At 43.9% G+C, this 16035-nt stretch carries 16 protein-coding genes, 1 riboswitch and 1 other annotated feature; of the genes, 11 read left to right on the top strand and 5 right to left on the bottom strand.

All coding sequences use genetic code 11. The features are described 5' to 3' along the window. Positions 1-109 precede the first annotated feature (109 nt). A complete protein-coding gene (locus tag R7E38_RS03265; RefSeq protein WP_005378190.1) occupies positions 110-379 on the top strand; it encodes a hypothetical protein in 270 nt (89 codons plus the stop codon). 117 nt (positions 380-496) lie between these two features. Next, positions 497-1801: an inosine/guanosine kinase gene (locus tag R7E38_RS03260; RefSeq protein WP_005378187.1), complete on the top strand. Its 1305-nt coding sequence runs from the start codon at positions 497-499 to the stop codon at positions 1799-1801. 127 nt (positions 1802-1928) lie between these two features. Here the strand turns inward: R7E38_RS03260 and R7E38_RS03255 are convergent, their stop codons facing one another. Beyond that, positions 1929-2336, bottom strand: coding sequence for an H-NS family nucleoid-associated regulatory protein (locus R7E38_RS03255; protein ID WP_005378185.1), 408 nt, complete (start codon positions 2334-2336; stop codon positions 1929-1931). Between the two features lie 582 nt (positions 2337-2918). Beyond that, a riboswitch (Lysine riboswitch) is annotated at positions 2919-3101 on the top strand. Between the two features lie 109 nt (positions 3102-3210). Here R7E38_RS03255 and tet(35) point away from each other — a divergent pair. From tet(35) to hisIE, 9 genes are all read left to right on the top strand, one after another. Continuing rightward, complete coding sequence (gene tet(35), locus R7E38_RS03250; RefSeq protein ID WP_017634691.1) at positions 3211-4812, top strand: tetracycline efflux Na+/H+ antiporter family transporter Tet(35); 1602 nt, start codon at positions 3211-3213, stop codon at positions 4810-4812. A 180-nt stretch (positions 4813-4992) separates the two neighbouring features. Next, positions 4993-5130, top strand: a sequence feature (His leader region). A gap of 53 nt (positions 5131-5183) precedes the next feature. Continuing rightward, on the top strand, positions 5184-6080 hold the full coding sequence (hisG, locus tag R7E38_RS03245; protein WP_005378180.1) for an ATP phosphoribosyltransferase: 897 nt from the start codon (positions 5184-5186) through the stop codon (positions 6078-6080). 5 nt (positions 6081-6085) lie between these two features. Continuing rightward, positions 6086-7384 (top strand): histidinol dehydrogenase, encoded by a 1299-nt coding sequence (gene hisD, locus R7E38_RS03240; protein ID WP_025766878.1) that lies wholly within the window; start codon positions 6086-6088, stop codon positions 7382-7384. A gap of 12 nt (positions 7385-7396) precedes the next feature. Continuing rightward, the gene (gene hisC, locus R7E38_RS03235; protein ID WP_017634689.1) at positions 7397-8437 is read left to right on the top strand and encodes a histidinol-phosphate transaminase; all 1041 of its coding nucleotides are present in this window, start codon (positions 7397-7399) and stop codon (positions 8435-8437) included. Positions 8438-8506: 69 nt separating this feature from the next. Then, positions 8507-9580, top strand: coding sequence for a bifunctional histidinol-phosphatase/imidazoleglycerol-phosphate dehydratase HisB (gene hisB, locus R7E38_RS03230; RefSeq protein WP_025766877.1), 1074 nt, complete (start codon positions 8507-8509; stop codon positions 9578-9580). 26 nt (positions 9581-9606) lie between these two features. Then, on the top strand, positions 9607-10221 hold the full coding sequence (gene hisH / locus R7E38_RS03225) for an imidazole glycerol phosphate synthase subunit HisH (RefSeq protein ID WP_006743042.1): 615 nt from the start codon (positions 9607-9609) through the stop codon (positions 10219-10221). A 12-nt stretch (positions 10222-10233) separates the two neighbouring features. After that, positions 10234-10971, top strand: a complete 738-nt coding sequence (gene hisA, locus R7E38_RS03220; RefSeq protein ID WP_005390889.1) for a 1-(5-phosphoribosyl)-5-[(5-phosphoribosylamino)methylideneamino]imidazole-4-carboxamide isomerase — start codon at positions 10234-10236, stop codon at positions 10969-10971. Further along, a complete protein-coding gene (gene hisF / locus R7E38_RS03215; protein ID WP_004749837.1) occupies positions 10953-11726 on the top strand; it encodes an imidazole glycerol phosphate synthase subunit HisF in 774 nt (257 codons plus the stop codon). Before hisA ends, hisF begins: the two co-directional genes overlap by 19 nt. After that, positions 11723-12358 carry a bifunctional phosphoribosyl-AMP cyclohydrolase/phosphoribosyl-ATP diphosphatase HisIE gene (hisIE, locus tag R7E38_RS03210; protein WP_005378160.1) on the top strand — a complete coding sequence of 212 codons (636 nt, stop codon included), beginning with the start codon at positions 11723-11725 and terminating at the stop codon, positions 12356-12358. The genes hisF and hisIE overlap by 4 nt, the downstream gene beginning before the upstream one ends. Positions 12359-12633: 275 nt before the next feature. Here the strand turns inward: hisIE and R7E38_RS03205 are convergent, their stop codons facing one another. The 4 genes from R7E38_RS03205 to R7E38_RS03190 all read right to left on the bottom strand — a co-directional run bounded on the left by R7E38_RS03205 (position 12634) and on the right by R7E38_RS03190 (position 15835). Continuing rightward, the gene (locus tag R7E38_RS03205; RefSeq protein ID WP_042522052.1) at positions 12634-13149 is read right to left on the bottom strand and encodes a YchJ family protein; all 516 of its coding nucleotides are present in this window, start codon (positions 13147-13149) and stop codon (positions 12634-12636) included. Between the two features lie 80 nt (positions 13150-13229). Beyond that, positions 13230-14444 carry an EAL and HDOD domain-containing protein gene (locus tag R7E38_RS03200; protein ID WP_005378158.1) on the bottom strand — a complete coding sequence of 405 codons (1215 nt, stop codon included), beginning with the start codon at positions 14442-14444 and terminating at the stop codon, positions 13230-13232. A gap of 98 nt (positions 14445-14542) precedes the next feature. Further along, positions 14543-15280, bottom strand: a complete 738-nt coding sequence (gene lpxH, locus R7E38_RS03195) for a UDP-2,3-diacylglucosamine diphosphatase (RefSeq protein ID WP_226082864.1) — start codon at positions 15278-15280, stop codon at positions 14543-14545. A 60-nt stretch (positions 15281-15340) separates the two neighbouring features. Then, complete coding sequence (locus tag R7E38_RS03190) at positions 15341-15835, bottom strand: peptidylprolyl isomerase (protein WP_005378156.1); 495 nt, start codon at positions 15833-15835, stop codon at positions 15341-15343. Positions 15836-16035 lie beyond the last annotated feature (200 nt).

Here is a 16035-nt window from a genome sequence, read left to right as displayed (position 1 = left end):
CAATTCGTTTCGCTGGATTTTTCTTCAACAAAGATTCGAACGAGTAATTTCGCAAGTATAGAAGAGGTATATATGGCATAGTTGGCCAAAATCCAAGAGGAAACACCAAATGACAGAAGAAAACCAATTTATGCAAGAAAGTGAGTTGATTGAAATTGTTGAAAATCAGCTCGAAGATGGCAACCCGCTTAAAGTAAAAGAAACCCTTATGCGTTTAATGATGACTGGCACACCACGTGAAGATGCGGTTGCGATGATGGCATGTGCGATGTCAATTGAGATTTTTGATGTAATGAAGAATGAAGGTGAGTTCAACCTAAAGCGTTATAGCGAGCACCTTGAGCAACTACCAGATCTCAGCTTTATGGAAGGTGAATAAGCCACCTAAAAGAAAAAAGCTGTCAGCAAACGTTTGCTATAATCGCTTTTATTGCTGCTTTATTATTAGCGGTATAGAATCCGCTCTCCTTTTCATCCCCTTACTCAGACTGACAATATGAAATTTCCTGGACAACGCAAATCGAAGCACTATTTTCCTGTTCATGCTCGTGACCCGCTGGTGAGCCAAGCACAAGAAAGCAAGAAGATGACGCGCACTCACATCATTGGTATTGACCAAACCTTGGTTGATATTGAAGCAAAAGTTACAACGGATGTGATTGAAAAGTACGGTCTGAGTAAAGGTCACTCTCTGGTTATCGATGACGAAAGAGCAGAAGAGTTATACCAGCAACTGAAAGAAGAGAACTTGATTACCAATGAGTATGCGGGCGGTACCATTGGTAACACGCTACATAACTACTCCGTGCTAGCGGATGATCGCTCCACACTACTTGGAGTGATGAGCCAGGATATTAAGATTGGCAGCTACGGTTACCGTTATCTTTGTAATACATCAAGCCGCATGGACTTGAACTACCTACAAGGTGTAGATGGTGCAATTGGCCGTTGTTTTGCTCTTATCACAGAAGACGGCGAACGTACTTTTGCTATCAGCGAAGGGCAAATGAACCAACTCCATCCTGATAGCATTCCAGAGAAAATCTTTAAAAATGCATCAGCACTTGTACTGACGTCATATCTAGTACGTTGCAAAGACGGCGACCCAATGCCGGAAGCAACAATGAAAGCGATTGAGTACGCGAAAAAGAATGATGTGCCTGTTGTTCTGACTTTAGGCACAAAGTTTGTTATTCAAGATGACCCTAAATATTGGCAAGAATTCATTCGAGATAACGTTTCAGTCGTTGCGATGAATGAAGATGAAGCAGAAGCACTGACGGGGGAATCTGATCCACTTGCTGCGTCTGATAAAACATTGGAGTGGGCTGATTTAGTATTGTGCACGGCGGGTCCTGTAGGTCTATTTATGGCTGGGTATACGGAAGATAGCGCGAAGCGCGAAACTTCTTTGCCATTACTTCCAGGGTCAATTGCTGAATTTAATCGTTATGAATTTAGTCGTCCGGCGAAAAAAGACTCATGCGAGACGCCAATAAAAGTGTACTCGCATATCTCGCCATATATGGGTGGTCCAGAAAAAATTAAGAATACAAATGGCGCAGGTGATGCCGCGTTATCTGCTGTTCTTCATGATATGGCAGCAAATAAATACCATAAAGAAAATGTGCCTAATTCAAGCAAGCACAGTAACGAGTATTTAACTTACTCTTCTTTTTCTCAAGTCTGCAAATACGCAAACCGTGCGAGCTACGAAGTTCTCGTGCAACATTCACCACGATTGTCGCGCGGACTTCCTGAGCGAGAAGATAGCCTAGAAGAAGCATACTGGGAACGTTAATACGAAGCGGTTTAATTAACTATTCTGTAACTAAAGTAAAAGGCGCATTAAGAAATGTGCCTTTTTTATTTGTAATGGTTTAAATAAAAAAGGCTCCCTATGGGAGCCTTTTAAAAATAGCACGGATCTAGATTAGGAACTCATCCAGAGATTTACCTGCATCAAGTTGCTCTTGAATCGCCGAAGGTGTACGACCTTGGCCAGTCCAAGTTTTCTCATTACCGTTTGAATCTGTGTATTTGTATTTAGCAGGGCGAGGTGCGCGCTTCGCTTTGCCTTTCGTCTTAGTTTCGCCAGATAGCGCAGTAATAAGTGCTTCTACATCAATACCGTCTTGAGCGATTTTCTCAGCAATCTCTGCAAGCTTAGCTTCTTGCTCTGCTTGTGCTGCGCGTTCTGCTTCTTCTGCTTCACGACGCTCATCTACGACAGTAGTGAGTTTATCTAGAGCTTCTTCCAATTGTTCTAGAGTCAGCTCACGAGAAAATGCACGAAGGCTACGGATATTTAGAAGGGTTTTAGTCAGCTCTGACATAACGATTCCTATTAAAAGGTTAATGTGTTGGGCACTTTTTATCGTTACGATTAAATAATGCCAATCTATAAATAAACAAAGAGTCCTTATATTTAACTTTATCTTTTCCTTATGTGCAAATGCTAAATCAAGATTTTGTTTAAATTTGACTATTTTTTAAAGCAATTAATATTATTACACTCGAAATAAATCATTATTAGATGAGAACTAAAATCAACAATCATTATTGTATAGAGAGAGTGACAGCTTGGTTTTTTATAAAAAAATTTGAGTTATTACTTAAAAATATGAAGCATCCATCTTTAATGCTGTGTCATATATCCTTAATTTATTGATATAAGATAAACCATGATATTTCTAAGGTAGTAATAATGTTTCATAAATAACATGATTGATGTGATTTCAGTTGCACAAAACTTATGGAAGTAGGCAAGGTTTATAAATTATCTCAGTCATTATTTATTTGTTTAATTTAGTTTGATGTGTTGCATTGACTCTCATCATAAGTACAATGGCTGCCACCTGATGCAATATTGCAGACAATTTGTTGTTAATTTGTACAGTTAGTGGTTAATTGTTTGTTGTTGCCGTAGAGGCGCGGTCTCGAAGAGTAGCTATTATTGGGGTGATGCCAATGAATAATAGTGGAAGGCGAAGATTGCCGAAGTAAGTAACTCATCAAAGTTACTTGCTGGGGTTGTATCTGAAAGGAACAACACTGCCATAGTATATATTCACATTAAACTATGGAGCGCTACTGTAGGGTTGGGTGGAGTGTTCGCTTCCCTGTCGCTAAGTTCAACATGAGCACGTATCGTATGCTACGTGACTTGTCTGCAGTAGATCTCTAGCCAAACTTTGGTTTTTGAAGATCATGAATTTAATAGATTTTTCTAGTTCTCCTGTTTCATTATTGCCACCTATTGTCGCTTTGACTTTGGCGATTTTGACTCGACGTGTATTAGTTTCCTTGGGTGTAGGTATCGTGCTAGGTGCGGTGCTACTTAATAGCTGGTCTATCAGCGACACCGCAGGTTACGTCAGTTCTCAAGTTTCTTCTGTCTTTATTGAAGATGGCGGAATTAACACTTGGAACATGAGCATTGTTGGTTTCCTAATCTTATTAGGTATGACAACAGCTTTATTAACGCTATCTGGCGGTACTCGTGCTTTTGCTGAATGGGCACAATCTCGAGTGAAGAGTAAACGCGGCTCCAAACTTCTTGCCGCCTTTTTAGGCGTATTCATTTTTGTCGATGATTACTTTAATAGCCTTGCTGTTGGTGCGATCTCTCGCCCAGTAACCGATCGCTTTTATGTGTCTCGCGCTAAGCTTGCGTACATTCTAGACTCAACCGCTGCTCCAATGTGTGTAATTATGCCTGCTTCTAGCTGGGGTGCTTACATTATTACTATTATTGGCGGGATCTTAGTCTCACATGGGATCACAGAGTATTCGGCTCTTGGCGCATATGTTCGTCTTATTCCAATGAACTTCTACGCCGTTTTTGCGCTGCTAATGGTGTTCGCTGTTGCGTGGTTTGGTCTTGATATTGGTAAAATGCGTGAGCATGAGATCTCTGCATCGCAAGGTCGTGGCTTTGATAAAGACAAAGAAAATGACTCGCAAGAAGCGCATGACCTAAACGAAGAGCTAGATATCCGTGAAAGTGAAAAGGGTAAAGTGTCAGATTTGATACTTCCTATCGTGACGCTGATTATCGCGACTATCGCTTCAATGCTTTACACGGGTGGCCAAGCATTGGCTGCTGATGGTAAGGAGTTTGCGCTTCTTGGTGCTTTTGAAAATACAGATGTAGGTACATCACTAATCTACGGTAGCTTGCTTGGCTTAGCAGTTGCACTGTTTACTGTTGTGAAGCAAGGTCTACCAATGGCTGAGATCGCACGTACACTTTGGATTGGTGCTAAGTCTATGTTTGGTGCGATTCTAATCTTAGTATTTGCCTGGACCATTGGTTCTGTTATCGGTGATATGAAGACTGGTACTTACCTTTCGACAATGGCGCAGGGCAATATCAACCCTCATTGGCTCCCAGTTATCCTATTCTTGTTGTCTGGCCTGATGGCGTTCTCAACAGGTACTTCATGGGGTACGTTCGGCATCATGCTTCCAATCGCTGGAGACATGGCTGGCGCAACAGACGTAGCGCTAATGCTACCGATGCTGAGTGCGGTTTTAGCTGGTGCGGTATTCGGTGACCATTGTTCACCAATCTCAGATACGACTATCTTGTCATCGACGGGTGCACGTTGTAACCACATTGATCACGTATCAACACAGCTACCTTATGCATTATCAGTCGCGCTTGTTTCATGCGTCGGCTTTATTGCCCTTGGTATGACTGCTTCAATAGCGTTCTCGTTCATTGCAGCGTCGATAACATTCATTATCGTTTGCGCTATTTTGTCATGGCTTTCAAAGTCTAAAATAGCGTCTTGCCAGAGTGCGTAATTCACTGATTTAAAAAGTAAATTTATAGGAGGCTTCGGCCTCCTTTTTTATTTGTATTATACAATTCGAATTTTTTTAAAATTAAGGGTTGAAAAAAGTAATCAGCTTGGTTAGTGTTGTTGGTAACAAAGCAAATGAGAAGAGCCTTGAAATAAGTATGCGTAATTTTGTAATGAACATTCATCACCATCATCACCCAATCTAGTCTTTCGGGCGATGTACGCATACCCGGGAGGCAGGAAACTCCCGGAGGTAAAATCAAAGTAAAAGCAGATTTTAAACCCTCGGGAGACTTCAATCTCCCGAGGGTTTTTTAGTTTTATTAGTTTGAAAAATACTTAGATATCAAAATCTTGCATAGGGACAAAGCAATGCAAACACAACGTTTAAGAATCGCAATTCAGAAAAAAGGTCGTCTTAGCAAAGAGAGTCAAGCTCTACTAAAACAGTGCGGCGTAAAGTTCAACGTAATGGGCGAGCGTTTAGTTGTCCATTCTGAAAATATGCCAATTGATTTACTCTTGGTTCGTGACGACGACATCCCAGGTTTAATTATGGATGGCGTGGTTGACCTTGGCTTTATTGGCGAAAATGAACTAGAAGAAGTTCGCCTTGACCGCAAAGCATTAGGTGAACCCTGCGAGTTTGTTCAGCTTCGTCGACTTGATTTTGGTGGCTGTCGTTTATCTATCGCAATCGACAAGGACGAAGAGTACAACGGTCCACAAGACTTAGCTGGCAAGCGTATTGCTACAACGTATCCTCAACTTCTAAAAGCGTACATGGATGAAGCCGGCGTTCCATTCTCTACATGTATGCTGACAGGCTCTGTAGAAGTTGCCCCTCGCGCGGGTCTCGCTGATGCTATCGCTGATTTGGTTTCTACAGGTGCAACACTGGAAGCGAACGGCCTTAAAGAAGCTGAAATTATCTTCAAATCAAAAGCGACATTGATTCAACGCACAGGTGAGTTCGACGCAGACAAAGTGGCGCTAATCGAAAAGCTGTTAACTCGCATGCAAGGCGTGCAGCAAGCGAAAGAATCTAAGTACATTATGCTTCACGCCCCAGCAGAGAAGTTAGATCAAATTAAAGCACTACTGCCAGGTGCTGAAGACCCAACTGTTCTTCCTCTTTCTGCAGATAAGCAGAAAATGGCTGTTCACTTAGTGAGTTCTGAAAACCTATTCTGGGAAACAATGGAACAGCTGAAAGAGTTGGGCGCAAGTTCAATTCTCGTTCTACCAATTGAAAAAATGATGGAGTAAGCATCATGAGAACAGTCGTTTGGCAATCATTAAGTGAGAATCAGCAAGACTCTATTTTGGAGCGCCCTGCTATTGCAGAAGGTGCCAATATCACCACTGCTGTGGCCGAAGTTATTGCTAAAGTTCGAGAAGAAGGTGACTCTGCTCTTATTGAGCTGACAGAAAAGTTTGACCGTGTTAAGCCTGAATCCATTCGTGTTTCTTCTCAGGAAATTAAGGCAGCGTCAGAGCGTTTGTCAGAGTCAATGAAGAGCGCACTAGAGCAAGCTTACGCCAATATTTCTAAGTTCCACAAAGCGCAAAAGCCGCAACCGATCAAGGTGGAAACCCAGCCAGGTGTCCTTTGTGAACAAGTAACACGCCCAATTCAAAAAGTGGGTTTGTACATTCCTGGTGGCAGTGCGCCTTTGCCATCGACTGTTTTGATGCTCGGCGTTCCTGCAAAAATTGCAGGTTGTCGTAAAGTCGTTCTTTGTTCTCCACCCCCAATCGCTGATGAGATCCTTTATGTCGCGAAACTGTGTGGCATTGATGAGGTGTATAACGTCGGTGGTGGCCAAGCAGTTGCTGCAATGGCTTATGGCACCGAGACTGTATCGAAAGTAGATAAGATCTTTGGTCCGGGCAACGCTTACGTGACCGAAGCAAAACGTCAGGTAAGTAATGATTTCCGTGGTGCTGCGATTGATATGCCAGCAGGTCCATCAGAAGTTCTTGTAATTGCCGATGAAACCGCAGATGCAGACTTTATCGCTGCGGATCTTTTGAGCCAAGCGGAACACGGTCCTGATTCTCAAGTGGTACTTGTGACTTCTTCTCCTGTGATTGCTGATCAAGTGACGGATGCGGTTCAACGTCAGCTTAAGGAGCTATCTCGTGAAGACATCGCAGAAAAGGCTCTGGCATCAAGCTTGATCATTATTTCCGAGTCGATGACGCAGTCAGTTTCTATTTCCAATTACTACGGTCCTGAGCACTTGATTGTTCAGACTAAGAACCCTCGTGAGCTTCTACCTCTACTTGATAATGCAGGCTCTATCTTCCTTGGGGATTGGTCGCCTGAATCTGCGGGAGATTACGCATCGGGGACTAACCACGTCCTTCCTACTTACGGTTACACACGTACTTATTCAAGCTTAGGTTTGGCGGATTTCTCTAAACGAATGACGGTTCAGGAGCTTTCTGCTGATGGTTTAAAGAACCTTGCACCAACGGTAGTCACGATGGCTGAAGCAGAAGGTCTGGACGCTCACAAACGTGCTGTTACTATCCGCGTAGAAAAATTAGCAAGTAAGAAAGAATAAGAGAGTAATGAGATGGAAAAGCTAGCGCGTAAACAAGTCCAACAGCTTACCCCTTATATGTCGGCTCGCCGAATCGGTGGTACGGGTGACGTATGGCTAAATGCCAACGAATCACCATTTAACAATGAATACAAAACAGACTTTGCTCGTCTTAATCGTTACAGCGAATGCCAACCGAAAGAACTGATTTCCGCTTACGCAGCGTATGCGGGTGTGAAGCCAGAACAAACACTGACTTCTCGCGGCGCAGACGAAGGTATTGAGTTATTAATTCGTGCATTCTGTGAGCCGGGTGAAGATGCGATTCTTTACTGCCCACCAACTTACGGCATGTACGCCATCAGTGCAGAAACCATCGGTGTAGAGCGCAAAACCGTGCCGCTAACGTCAGATTGGCAACTAGACCTTGCAGGCATCGAAGCTAATCTGGATAACGTGAAACTGGTTTTTGTATGTTCGCCAAACAACCCAACAGGTAACTTGGTTAAGCGTGAGGACATTGTGTCTCTGCTTGAGATGACAAAAGACCGAGCAATCGTGGTGATGGATGAAGCATACATCGATTTTTGTCCAGAAGCGTCAACGGTAGATTTACTGGCGCAATACCCGAATCTTGCGATTCTGCGTACTCTGTCGAAAGCTTTTGCGCTTGCAGGTCTGCGTTGTGGATTTACGCTTGCGAACGAAGAGCTGATTAATGTACTTCTTAAAGTTATCGCACCTTACCCAGTCCCAGTTCCAGTGGCAGAAATTGCGACTCAGGCACTTTCGGAAGCTGGTTTAGCGCGAGCGAAGTTTCAAGTTCTCGATTTGAATGCAAACCGTGCTTACTTGCAAGTTGGCCTTTCAATGATTCCGGGCTTGGAAGTGTTTGAAGGGTGGGGAAACTACCTATTGGTGAAATTCCCAGATGGCGATGACCTTTTCAAAGCGGCTTGGGATACGGGCATTATTTTGCGTAACTCGCCAATTGAAAACTGTGTGCGTATCAGTGTGGGTAACCGTGACGAGTGCGAAAAAACGCTTGGATTTATCAGAAACTACTACGCATAAATAGAGACAGAATTTATCGCTCTCGCTCAATAGCGGGAGCGCCAAAAGAATAGCAATAAGGAAGTTCGAGTGAGCAAACAAAAAAAAATCCTCTTTATCGACCGTGATGGCACCTTAATTGTTGAGCCGCCGATTGATTTTCAAGTAGACCGTTTAGATAAACTAAAACTGGAGCCATTTGTTATCCCAAGCCTGTTGTCGTTGCAGGATGCAGGATACCGTCTAGTGATGGTCACGAACCAAGATGGTTTGGGTACCGACAGTTACCCACAAGAAGATTTTGATGCACCACACAACATGATGATGGAGATCTTTGAATCTCAAGGTGTGAAATTTGATGACGTGCTGATTTGTCCTCACTTTGATGAAGATAACTGTTCATGCCGTAAGCCTAAATTAGGCTTGGTAAAAGAGTATCTTCAAGGTGGCAAAGTAGATTTCCAAAACTCTGTTGTGATTGGCGATCGTCAAACCGATCTTCAACTTGCAGAAAACATGGCAATTCGTGGCATTCAATACAACCCAGAAACCATGGGTTGGAAACAGATCCTAAAAGATCTGACGGTGAAGGCGCGCGTAGCTGAAGTGGTTCGCACCACAAAAGAAACAGACATCAAAGTAATCGTTAATCTTGATGAGCAAGGCGGCAATGACATCTCTACAGGTCTTGGCTTCTTTGATCACATGCTGGATCAAATCGCGACGCACGGTGGATTCCAGATGGTGTGCAAAGTGGAAGGTGACCTGCACATTGATGATCACCACACAGTGGAAGATACCGCTCTTGCGTTAGGTCAAGCGTTGAAAGAAGCACTGGGTGACAAACGTGGTATTGGTCGTTTTGGCTTTAGCTTGCCAATGGATGAGTGTTTGGCGCAATGCGCACTAGACCTATCAGGTCGTCCTTACCTTAAGTTCGACGCGCAATTCAGCCGTGAGCAAGTGGGTGATCTTTCAACAGAGATGGTGGTTCACTTCTTCCGCTCTTTGACTGACACATTAGCATGTACGTTGCACCTTTCTTCTGCGGGCAACAATGATCACCACATCATTGAAAGTCTATTTAAAGCGTTTGGCCGTACGTTACGCCAAGCAATCAAAGTAGAAGGCACTGAGCTACCAAGTAGTAAAGGCGTGCTTTAAGGCGAATCTTAGCAAGGAGAAAAACAGTGACAGAACAGAAAGTTGTCATTATCGATACTGGCTGTGCCAACGTCTCTTCGGTGAAGTTTGCTATTGAACGCCTAGGCTATGACGTAACTATTTCAAAAGATCCGCAGGTCGTATTGTCGGCAGATAAGCTATTCCTACCGGGTGTGGGCACTGCCAGCGAAGCGATGAAGAACCTAGAAGAGCGCGATCTTATCAGCTTGGTAAAACAGGTAGAAAAGCCTTTGCTAGGTATCTGTCTAGGCATGCAACTGTTGGGCAAAGTGTCTCAAGAGAAAGGCCAGAAAGCCGACGAGTTAGTTGAGTGTCTTGGACTTTGTGATGGCGAAGTGAAGCTACTACAAACTGGCGATTTGCCGCTGCCGCATATGGGTTGGAACACAGTCTCTGCAAAAGCAGGTAATCCACTTTTCAAAGGTATTGAAGAAGGAGAGTATTTCTACTTCGTGCACAGCTTTGCGATGCCTGTTGGGGATTACACCATTGCCGAATGTGATTACGGAAATCCATTCACTGCTGCGGTTCAAAGCGGTAACTATTATGGTGTGCAATTCCACCCTGAGCGTTCTTCAAAAGCGGGCGCGAAGCTTATTCAAAACTTCTTAGAATTATAAAAGGGATTTAGTGTGATTATTCCAGCTCTTGATTTAATTGAAGGACAGGTGGTTCGCCTTTATCAAGGTGATTACGGCCAAGTAACTGAGTACAAAGTCGACCCAGCAGAGCAGTTCAACTTGTACCACCAAGCGGGTGCTAACTGGCTGCACTTAGTGGATTTAACTGGCGCGAAAGACACGACAGCACGTCAACTTGATTTAATTGCAAAGCTACTAGCAAGCACGCCAGCGAACATCCAAATCGGTGGCGGAGTGCGCACAGAGCAAGACGTGATTGATCTGCTAGAAGCGGGGGCTCAGCGTGTTGTCGTTGGCTCAACAGCAGTAAAACAGCCAGAGCTTGTGAAAGGTTGGATGGAAAAATACGGCGCAGAGAAAATCGTTCTCGCGCTAGACATCAACATAGATCAAGACGGTACGCGTAAAGTGGCGATCTCTGGTTGGCAAGAAGACTCAGGCGTGACTATCGAAGCTCTGATCAACGATTACCTGACGGTAGGTTTGCAGCACGTGCTTTGTACGGACATTTCTCGTGACGGTACGCTAGAAGGCTCAAACGTAGAGCTTTATGTCGACCTATGTAAACAGTACCCACAAGTGCAGTTCCAATCTTCAGGCGGCATCGGCTCATTAGCAGATATCGAAGCACTAAAAGGCAGCGGTGTGGCTGGCGTGATTGTTGGTCGCGCGCTGTTAGATGGTAAGTTCACAGCAGAGGAGGCATTTGCATGCTGGCAAAGCGAATAATTCCATGTCTTGATGTCCGTGATGGACAAGTGGTAAAGGGCGTTCAGTTCCGCAATCACGAGATCATTGGCGACATCGTTCCTCTGGCGCAGCGTTATGCGGAAGAAGGCGCTGACGAGCTTGTGTTCTACGATATTACCGCTTCAAGTGATGGGCGTGTCGTTGACAAAAGTTGGGTCGCTCGCGTTGCTGAAGTGATTGATATTCCCTTCTGTGTCGCTGGTGGTATTAAATCAGCGGAAGATGCAGCGCGCATTCTTGAGTTTGGTGCAGACAAAGTGTCTATTAACTCACCTGCATTGGCTAACCCGCAACTGATTACTGACCTTGCTGATAAGTTTGGTGTGCAATGTATCGTCGTTGGTATCGATTCATACTACGACAAAGAGACAGGCAAGTATCAGGTTTACCAGTTTACTGGCGATGAAGAACGCACCAAAGCAACTCAATGGGAAACACGTGATTGGGTGCAAGAAGTACAAAAGCGTGGCGCTGGTGAAATCGTACTGAACATGATGAACCAAGACGGCGTACGTAACGGTTACGATATTGAACAACTTAACATGGTGCGTGAAGTGTGTAACGTGCCATTGATTGCATCGGGTGGGGCAGGTGCTATGGAGCACTTTGCGGAAGCATACCAAAAAGCAAATGTGGATGGCGCGCTTGCCGCATCGGTATTCCACAAACAAGTCATCAATATTGGTGAACTAAAGCAGTATTTGAAACAACAAGGCATTGAGGTACGACTATGAGTGTGAAAGCCGCCGAAGTAAGTTCGCTAGTTGAGCGAATCAACTGGGAAAAGGTGGATGGTCTGGTACCTGCTATCGTACAAGATTTCCAATCAAGCCAAGTGCTGATGATGGGTTATATGAACCAAGATGCATTGGCAAAAACGGGCGAAACAGGTCAAGTGACGTTTTTCTCTCGTACCAAGCAGCGTCTTTGGACGAAAGGTGAGACCTCCGGCAACGTATTGCAACTAGTGAACATGCAGCTCGATTGCGACAACGATACGCTACTGGTGAAAGTGAATCCCATTGGTCCTACGTGTCACTTGGGTAACACAACTTGCTGGGATGTGGACCCTCAAGAGGAGTCACAAATGGTGTGGCTTCATCAACTTGAGCAGCTATTGGCTGCCCGCAAGAGTGCCGACCCAGATTCCTCTTATACTGCCAGTCTTTATGCCCGTGGCACCAAGCGTATTTCGCAAAAAGTGGGCGAAGAAGGCGTTGAAGTCGCGCTTGCGGCGACGTCGGGCGATAAGGCGGAGTTAGTGTGTGAATCTGCAGATTTGATTTATCACTTAATGGTATTGCTTCAAGACCAAGGCTTATCGATGAATGACGTAGTGAATAAACTGAAAGAGCGTCATAAGTAAGCTTGCGATAAGTGAAAGCCCCTATGCTCTCGAGCCTAGGGGCTTTTTACTTTAGTGTTCTTGATTCGGGGCAAAAACCGGCAACAGTGCTGGTGGCGATTAGATTCTGAATCACGCTCGTCCCTCGCTGTTCAGAATGACGGTATATTTTCTAATGGTACTTGCAGTAGAGTTATTTACTTCAAATAGGTACATATATTCACGTCACTCCAACGAACCTAGGCGAAGTCAAGAATCCAATTAAATCGAGCTCAATAAGCTAGGAGTGGATGATCTTACCCACAACACTTCTTAAATTTCTTACCGCTTCCACAGATACACGGGTCGTTACGACCTACTTTTAGGCTACTCACTGGTTGGTTTAGGCGAGGATCTTGTTCTGGTTCTTCTTCTAGCTCTTCTTCTGGAAACGTGCCGTCAATGTAGTACCAAAGCCCATTTTCTTTTACAAAGCGGGAACGCTCTGTCATACAGTAGCGTTTGCCGTCTTCATCAAAATAAGCGCTAAACTCTACAAAGCCTTCATTGTCATTACTGCCAGCTTCTGTTTTTACAACTTCAAGTTTGCACCAATCGCTGTCGATAGATTGGGCAATGCCTTCACGTTGCTCTTCTGCATTACAGATTGGATGATAAGTGTTGACCACGTAATCGACTAGACCTAACACATGCGCACTGTAACGAGAGCGCATTAACTGCTCTGGAGTGGTGACATCAGCATGGTTGTTGTGGGCAATTTCACAACACTGTTGGTACGTGCGGTTAGATCCGCAAGGGCAAGAAGAAGCCATAAAATGAAATCTCGATTAATTAAGCGGTAAAAACAAACAACCTCACAATTGCGAGGCTGGAGGTGAGGCATTATAGCGATTTAGGGCGTTTGAGACAGCAGTTCTTGAGCCCACTCGGTAGATTGATTAAAAGCGTCTGCTAATTGAGGTTCGGTTAATTTAAGAACGGTGCAATATCGCTCGGCTAACTCCCAGTCCGCTTGTTCATAGGCGATCGTCATCGAAAGTAAGTGACCAAGTACGCCTTTTCGACTGGTTAATGCGAGTTTTATATCTTCGTCAACGGGGATATCTTCAATGACATCAGAGAGCGGTTGATCGAGCAAAGATCCGAGTAAAGAAAACATGCCTGTCAAAAAAGCCTGCCCAGGGTCATACCTAGTGTTCATTTGACTAAGTAACAGTTCACACATTCGTGCACGCTGAATCGCTAAAGAGTAAAGAGAGTCAGGTTTATCTTCTTGAACGGACGCAATTGCAACTAAGGAAATAAAGCGTCGTAGTCGCTCTTCACCCAGATAAATAAGCGCCTGTCTGAACGATTTGATCTTAGTCGTTAATGTATAGCCTGAATTTACGTAAGTAAGCAGCTTGTATGACAGCGTCACATCAATCGAAAACAGACGTTCAACCTCATTGAAGTCGATGGGCTTATCTGCAATCTCTTTACAAAGTTGGATGACGGTAAGAAACGCGGGGTTCAACCGTTTTTTCTGGATCATCTCAGGTTTGCTAAAAAAATACCCTTGAAAATAGTTAAAACCGGCTTCTAGGGCTTGCTCAAACTCTTCATAGGTCTCTACCTTTTCCGCAAGAAAGTCGATTTTAAATGGGCTCAACGCCTGAATAAAAATGGCAGCTTTCTTAATCGGCACAAGTCTAATATCAAACTTGATCATGGAAACGTATGGAAGAAAACGCTTCCAAGCTTTCGTCGGAACAAAATCATCCAGAGCAATTTTGTATCCGCACTCATGAAGGTGCTTGATGGCTTCTAACAGTTCTTCTGTCGGTTCGCAGTCTTCAAGGACTTCAATGACGAGAGATTCTTTAGGGAACAAAGTTGGGACCAAGTTCACCAAGCTTTGATGCGGAAAGTTAACAAAGCCAAGTTTGTTTCCTAATGTGTTGTAATGCGTCGACAAAAAATGATCGGATAGCAGTCGACTAGTAGCCAGCTCTGGTTCTACTTCAGGGAAGGTATTTTTAGGGCCGTCTCGAAAGAGGAGTTCGTAACCTATGGTTCGTTTTTCTCTATCCAGAATCGGTTGGCGAGCTACGTAAGAATACTTCAATTAGGTACTTCGTTCTGTTTAACTTAGTATTATGATAATAGCGATTTTTTACAAAATATCTACGACTTGAGCGTGAATCTTCTACACGCTCTACATGCTTAACGCAAATTCTGTATGAACGGTCTCGTTTGCAGGTCAAAACTATCAGAATTTACTTTTAAAACTGAGCCTTGCGTATACCAATCCCCTAAAACAATTCGGGTCTTTTTAATGCCATCGACGTCAAAAAAATGTGTGTTCGGGCGATGTGTGTGACCATGAATCATTATGTTGACGCAGTTCTGAGACATCACTTTCTCGACCTCATTTTGGTTAACGTCCATGATATCTAATGACTTGCTCATTTTATCATCACGAATATCGGATTGAACTTTTGAGACAATTTTCTTCTTAATGAACCAAGGAATACGGTTAAACAACCATTGTAGCCATGGCTTGTGAACGGTTTTTCTAAACTCTTGGTATTTCACATCGTCAATGCAGAGCGTATCGCCATGTAGGATTACGGCTTTTTGACCATAAAGATCAATCGTGCAGACATCGTCGAGTAATGTCATACCGGTTTCTTTGCAAAAGCGTTTGCCGAGTAAAAAATCTCGATTGCCTTGGATGAAAAAAGTTGGCACACCCGCATCCGTCAGTGCTCTAAATTCTGCACGGATTTGGTCTGCAAAAGGGGTGTTGTCATCGTCACCAATCCAGAATTCAAACAGATCGCCGAGTACATAAAGTGCATCAGCTTTTGTTGCTTCTGTTCGCATGAACGTCACAAAACATTCCGTGATATCAGGACGTGATGGGGTAAGGTGAAGATCGGAAATAAATAATGTCGTCATAGAAATAAGGGGAAGCTATGCCTCCCCATTAACTTATCTTTTAAAAATAATTCCTAAGAATTACTCTTCAATTGTTGTACCAGTGATTACTACGTCTTCTAGAGGTACGTCTTGGTGCATGCCGTAAGAACCAGTGCTAACACCTTTGATCTTATTTACGATGTCCATGCCTTCGATTACTTCACCAAACACACAGTAACCCCAACCATCTAGGCTTTCGCTACGGAAGTCTAGGAATGTGTTGTTGTTTACGTTGATGAAGAACTGAGAGCTTGCTGAATGCGGCTCCATAGTACGTGCCATAGCAAGTGTACCCACTTTGTTGCTTAGGCCGTTGTTTGCTTCGTTCTTGATAGGTGCACGAGTCGCTTTTTCACGTAGACCAGACTCCATACCACCACCTTGGATCATGAAGCCGTCAATAACACGGTGGAAAAGCGTGTTGTCGTAGAAACCGTCGCGGCAGTACTGAAGGAAGTTTGCGCTTGTCTCTGGCGCTTTCTCTTCGTTTAGTTGAATCTTGATGTCACCAAAATTAGTGTGAAGGGTGATCATGCTACTTTCCTTTACTGTGTTGTGTTGAGCCCGAGATTCTAGCCTAAGTTCTAGTGCTTTAAAAACTCAGGAAGAGGAAATTCTTCGTTTTGTGCTTGAAGTTTAGCCGATTATCGTTTTATCGGTTAATTGCTATTACCTAACTAGGTTGGAGTTGATATACTCATCTTCTTTTATTCATTCACAATCATAGATAGAGA

Origin of the sequence: Vibrio sp. Vb2131, assembly GCF_033338535.1 — a bacterium.
In the GTDB taxonomy this organism is placed as follows: Bacteria; Pseudomonadota; Gammaproteobacteria; order Enterobacterales; family Vibrionaceae; genus Vibrio; species Vibrio alginolyticus.
The sequence above is the reverse complement of the archived record's forward strand: the minus strand, read 5'-3'. Positions and strand labels throughout refer to the sequence as shown.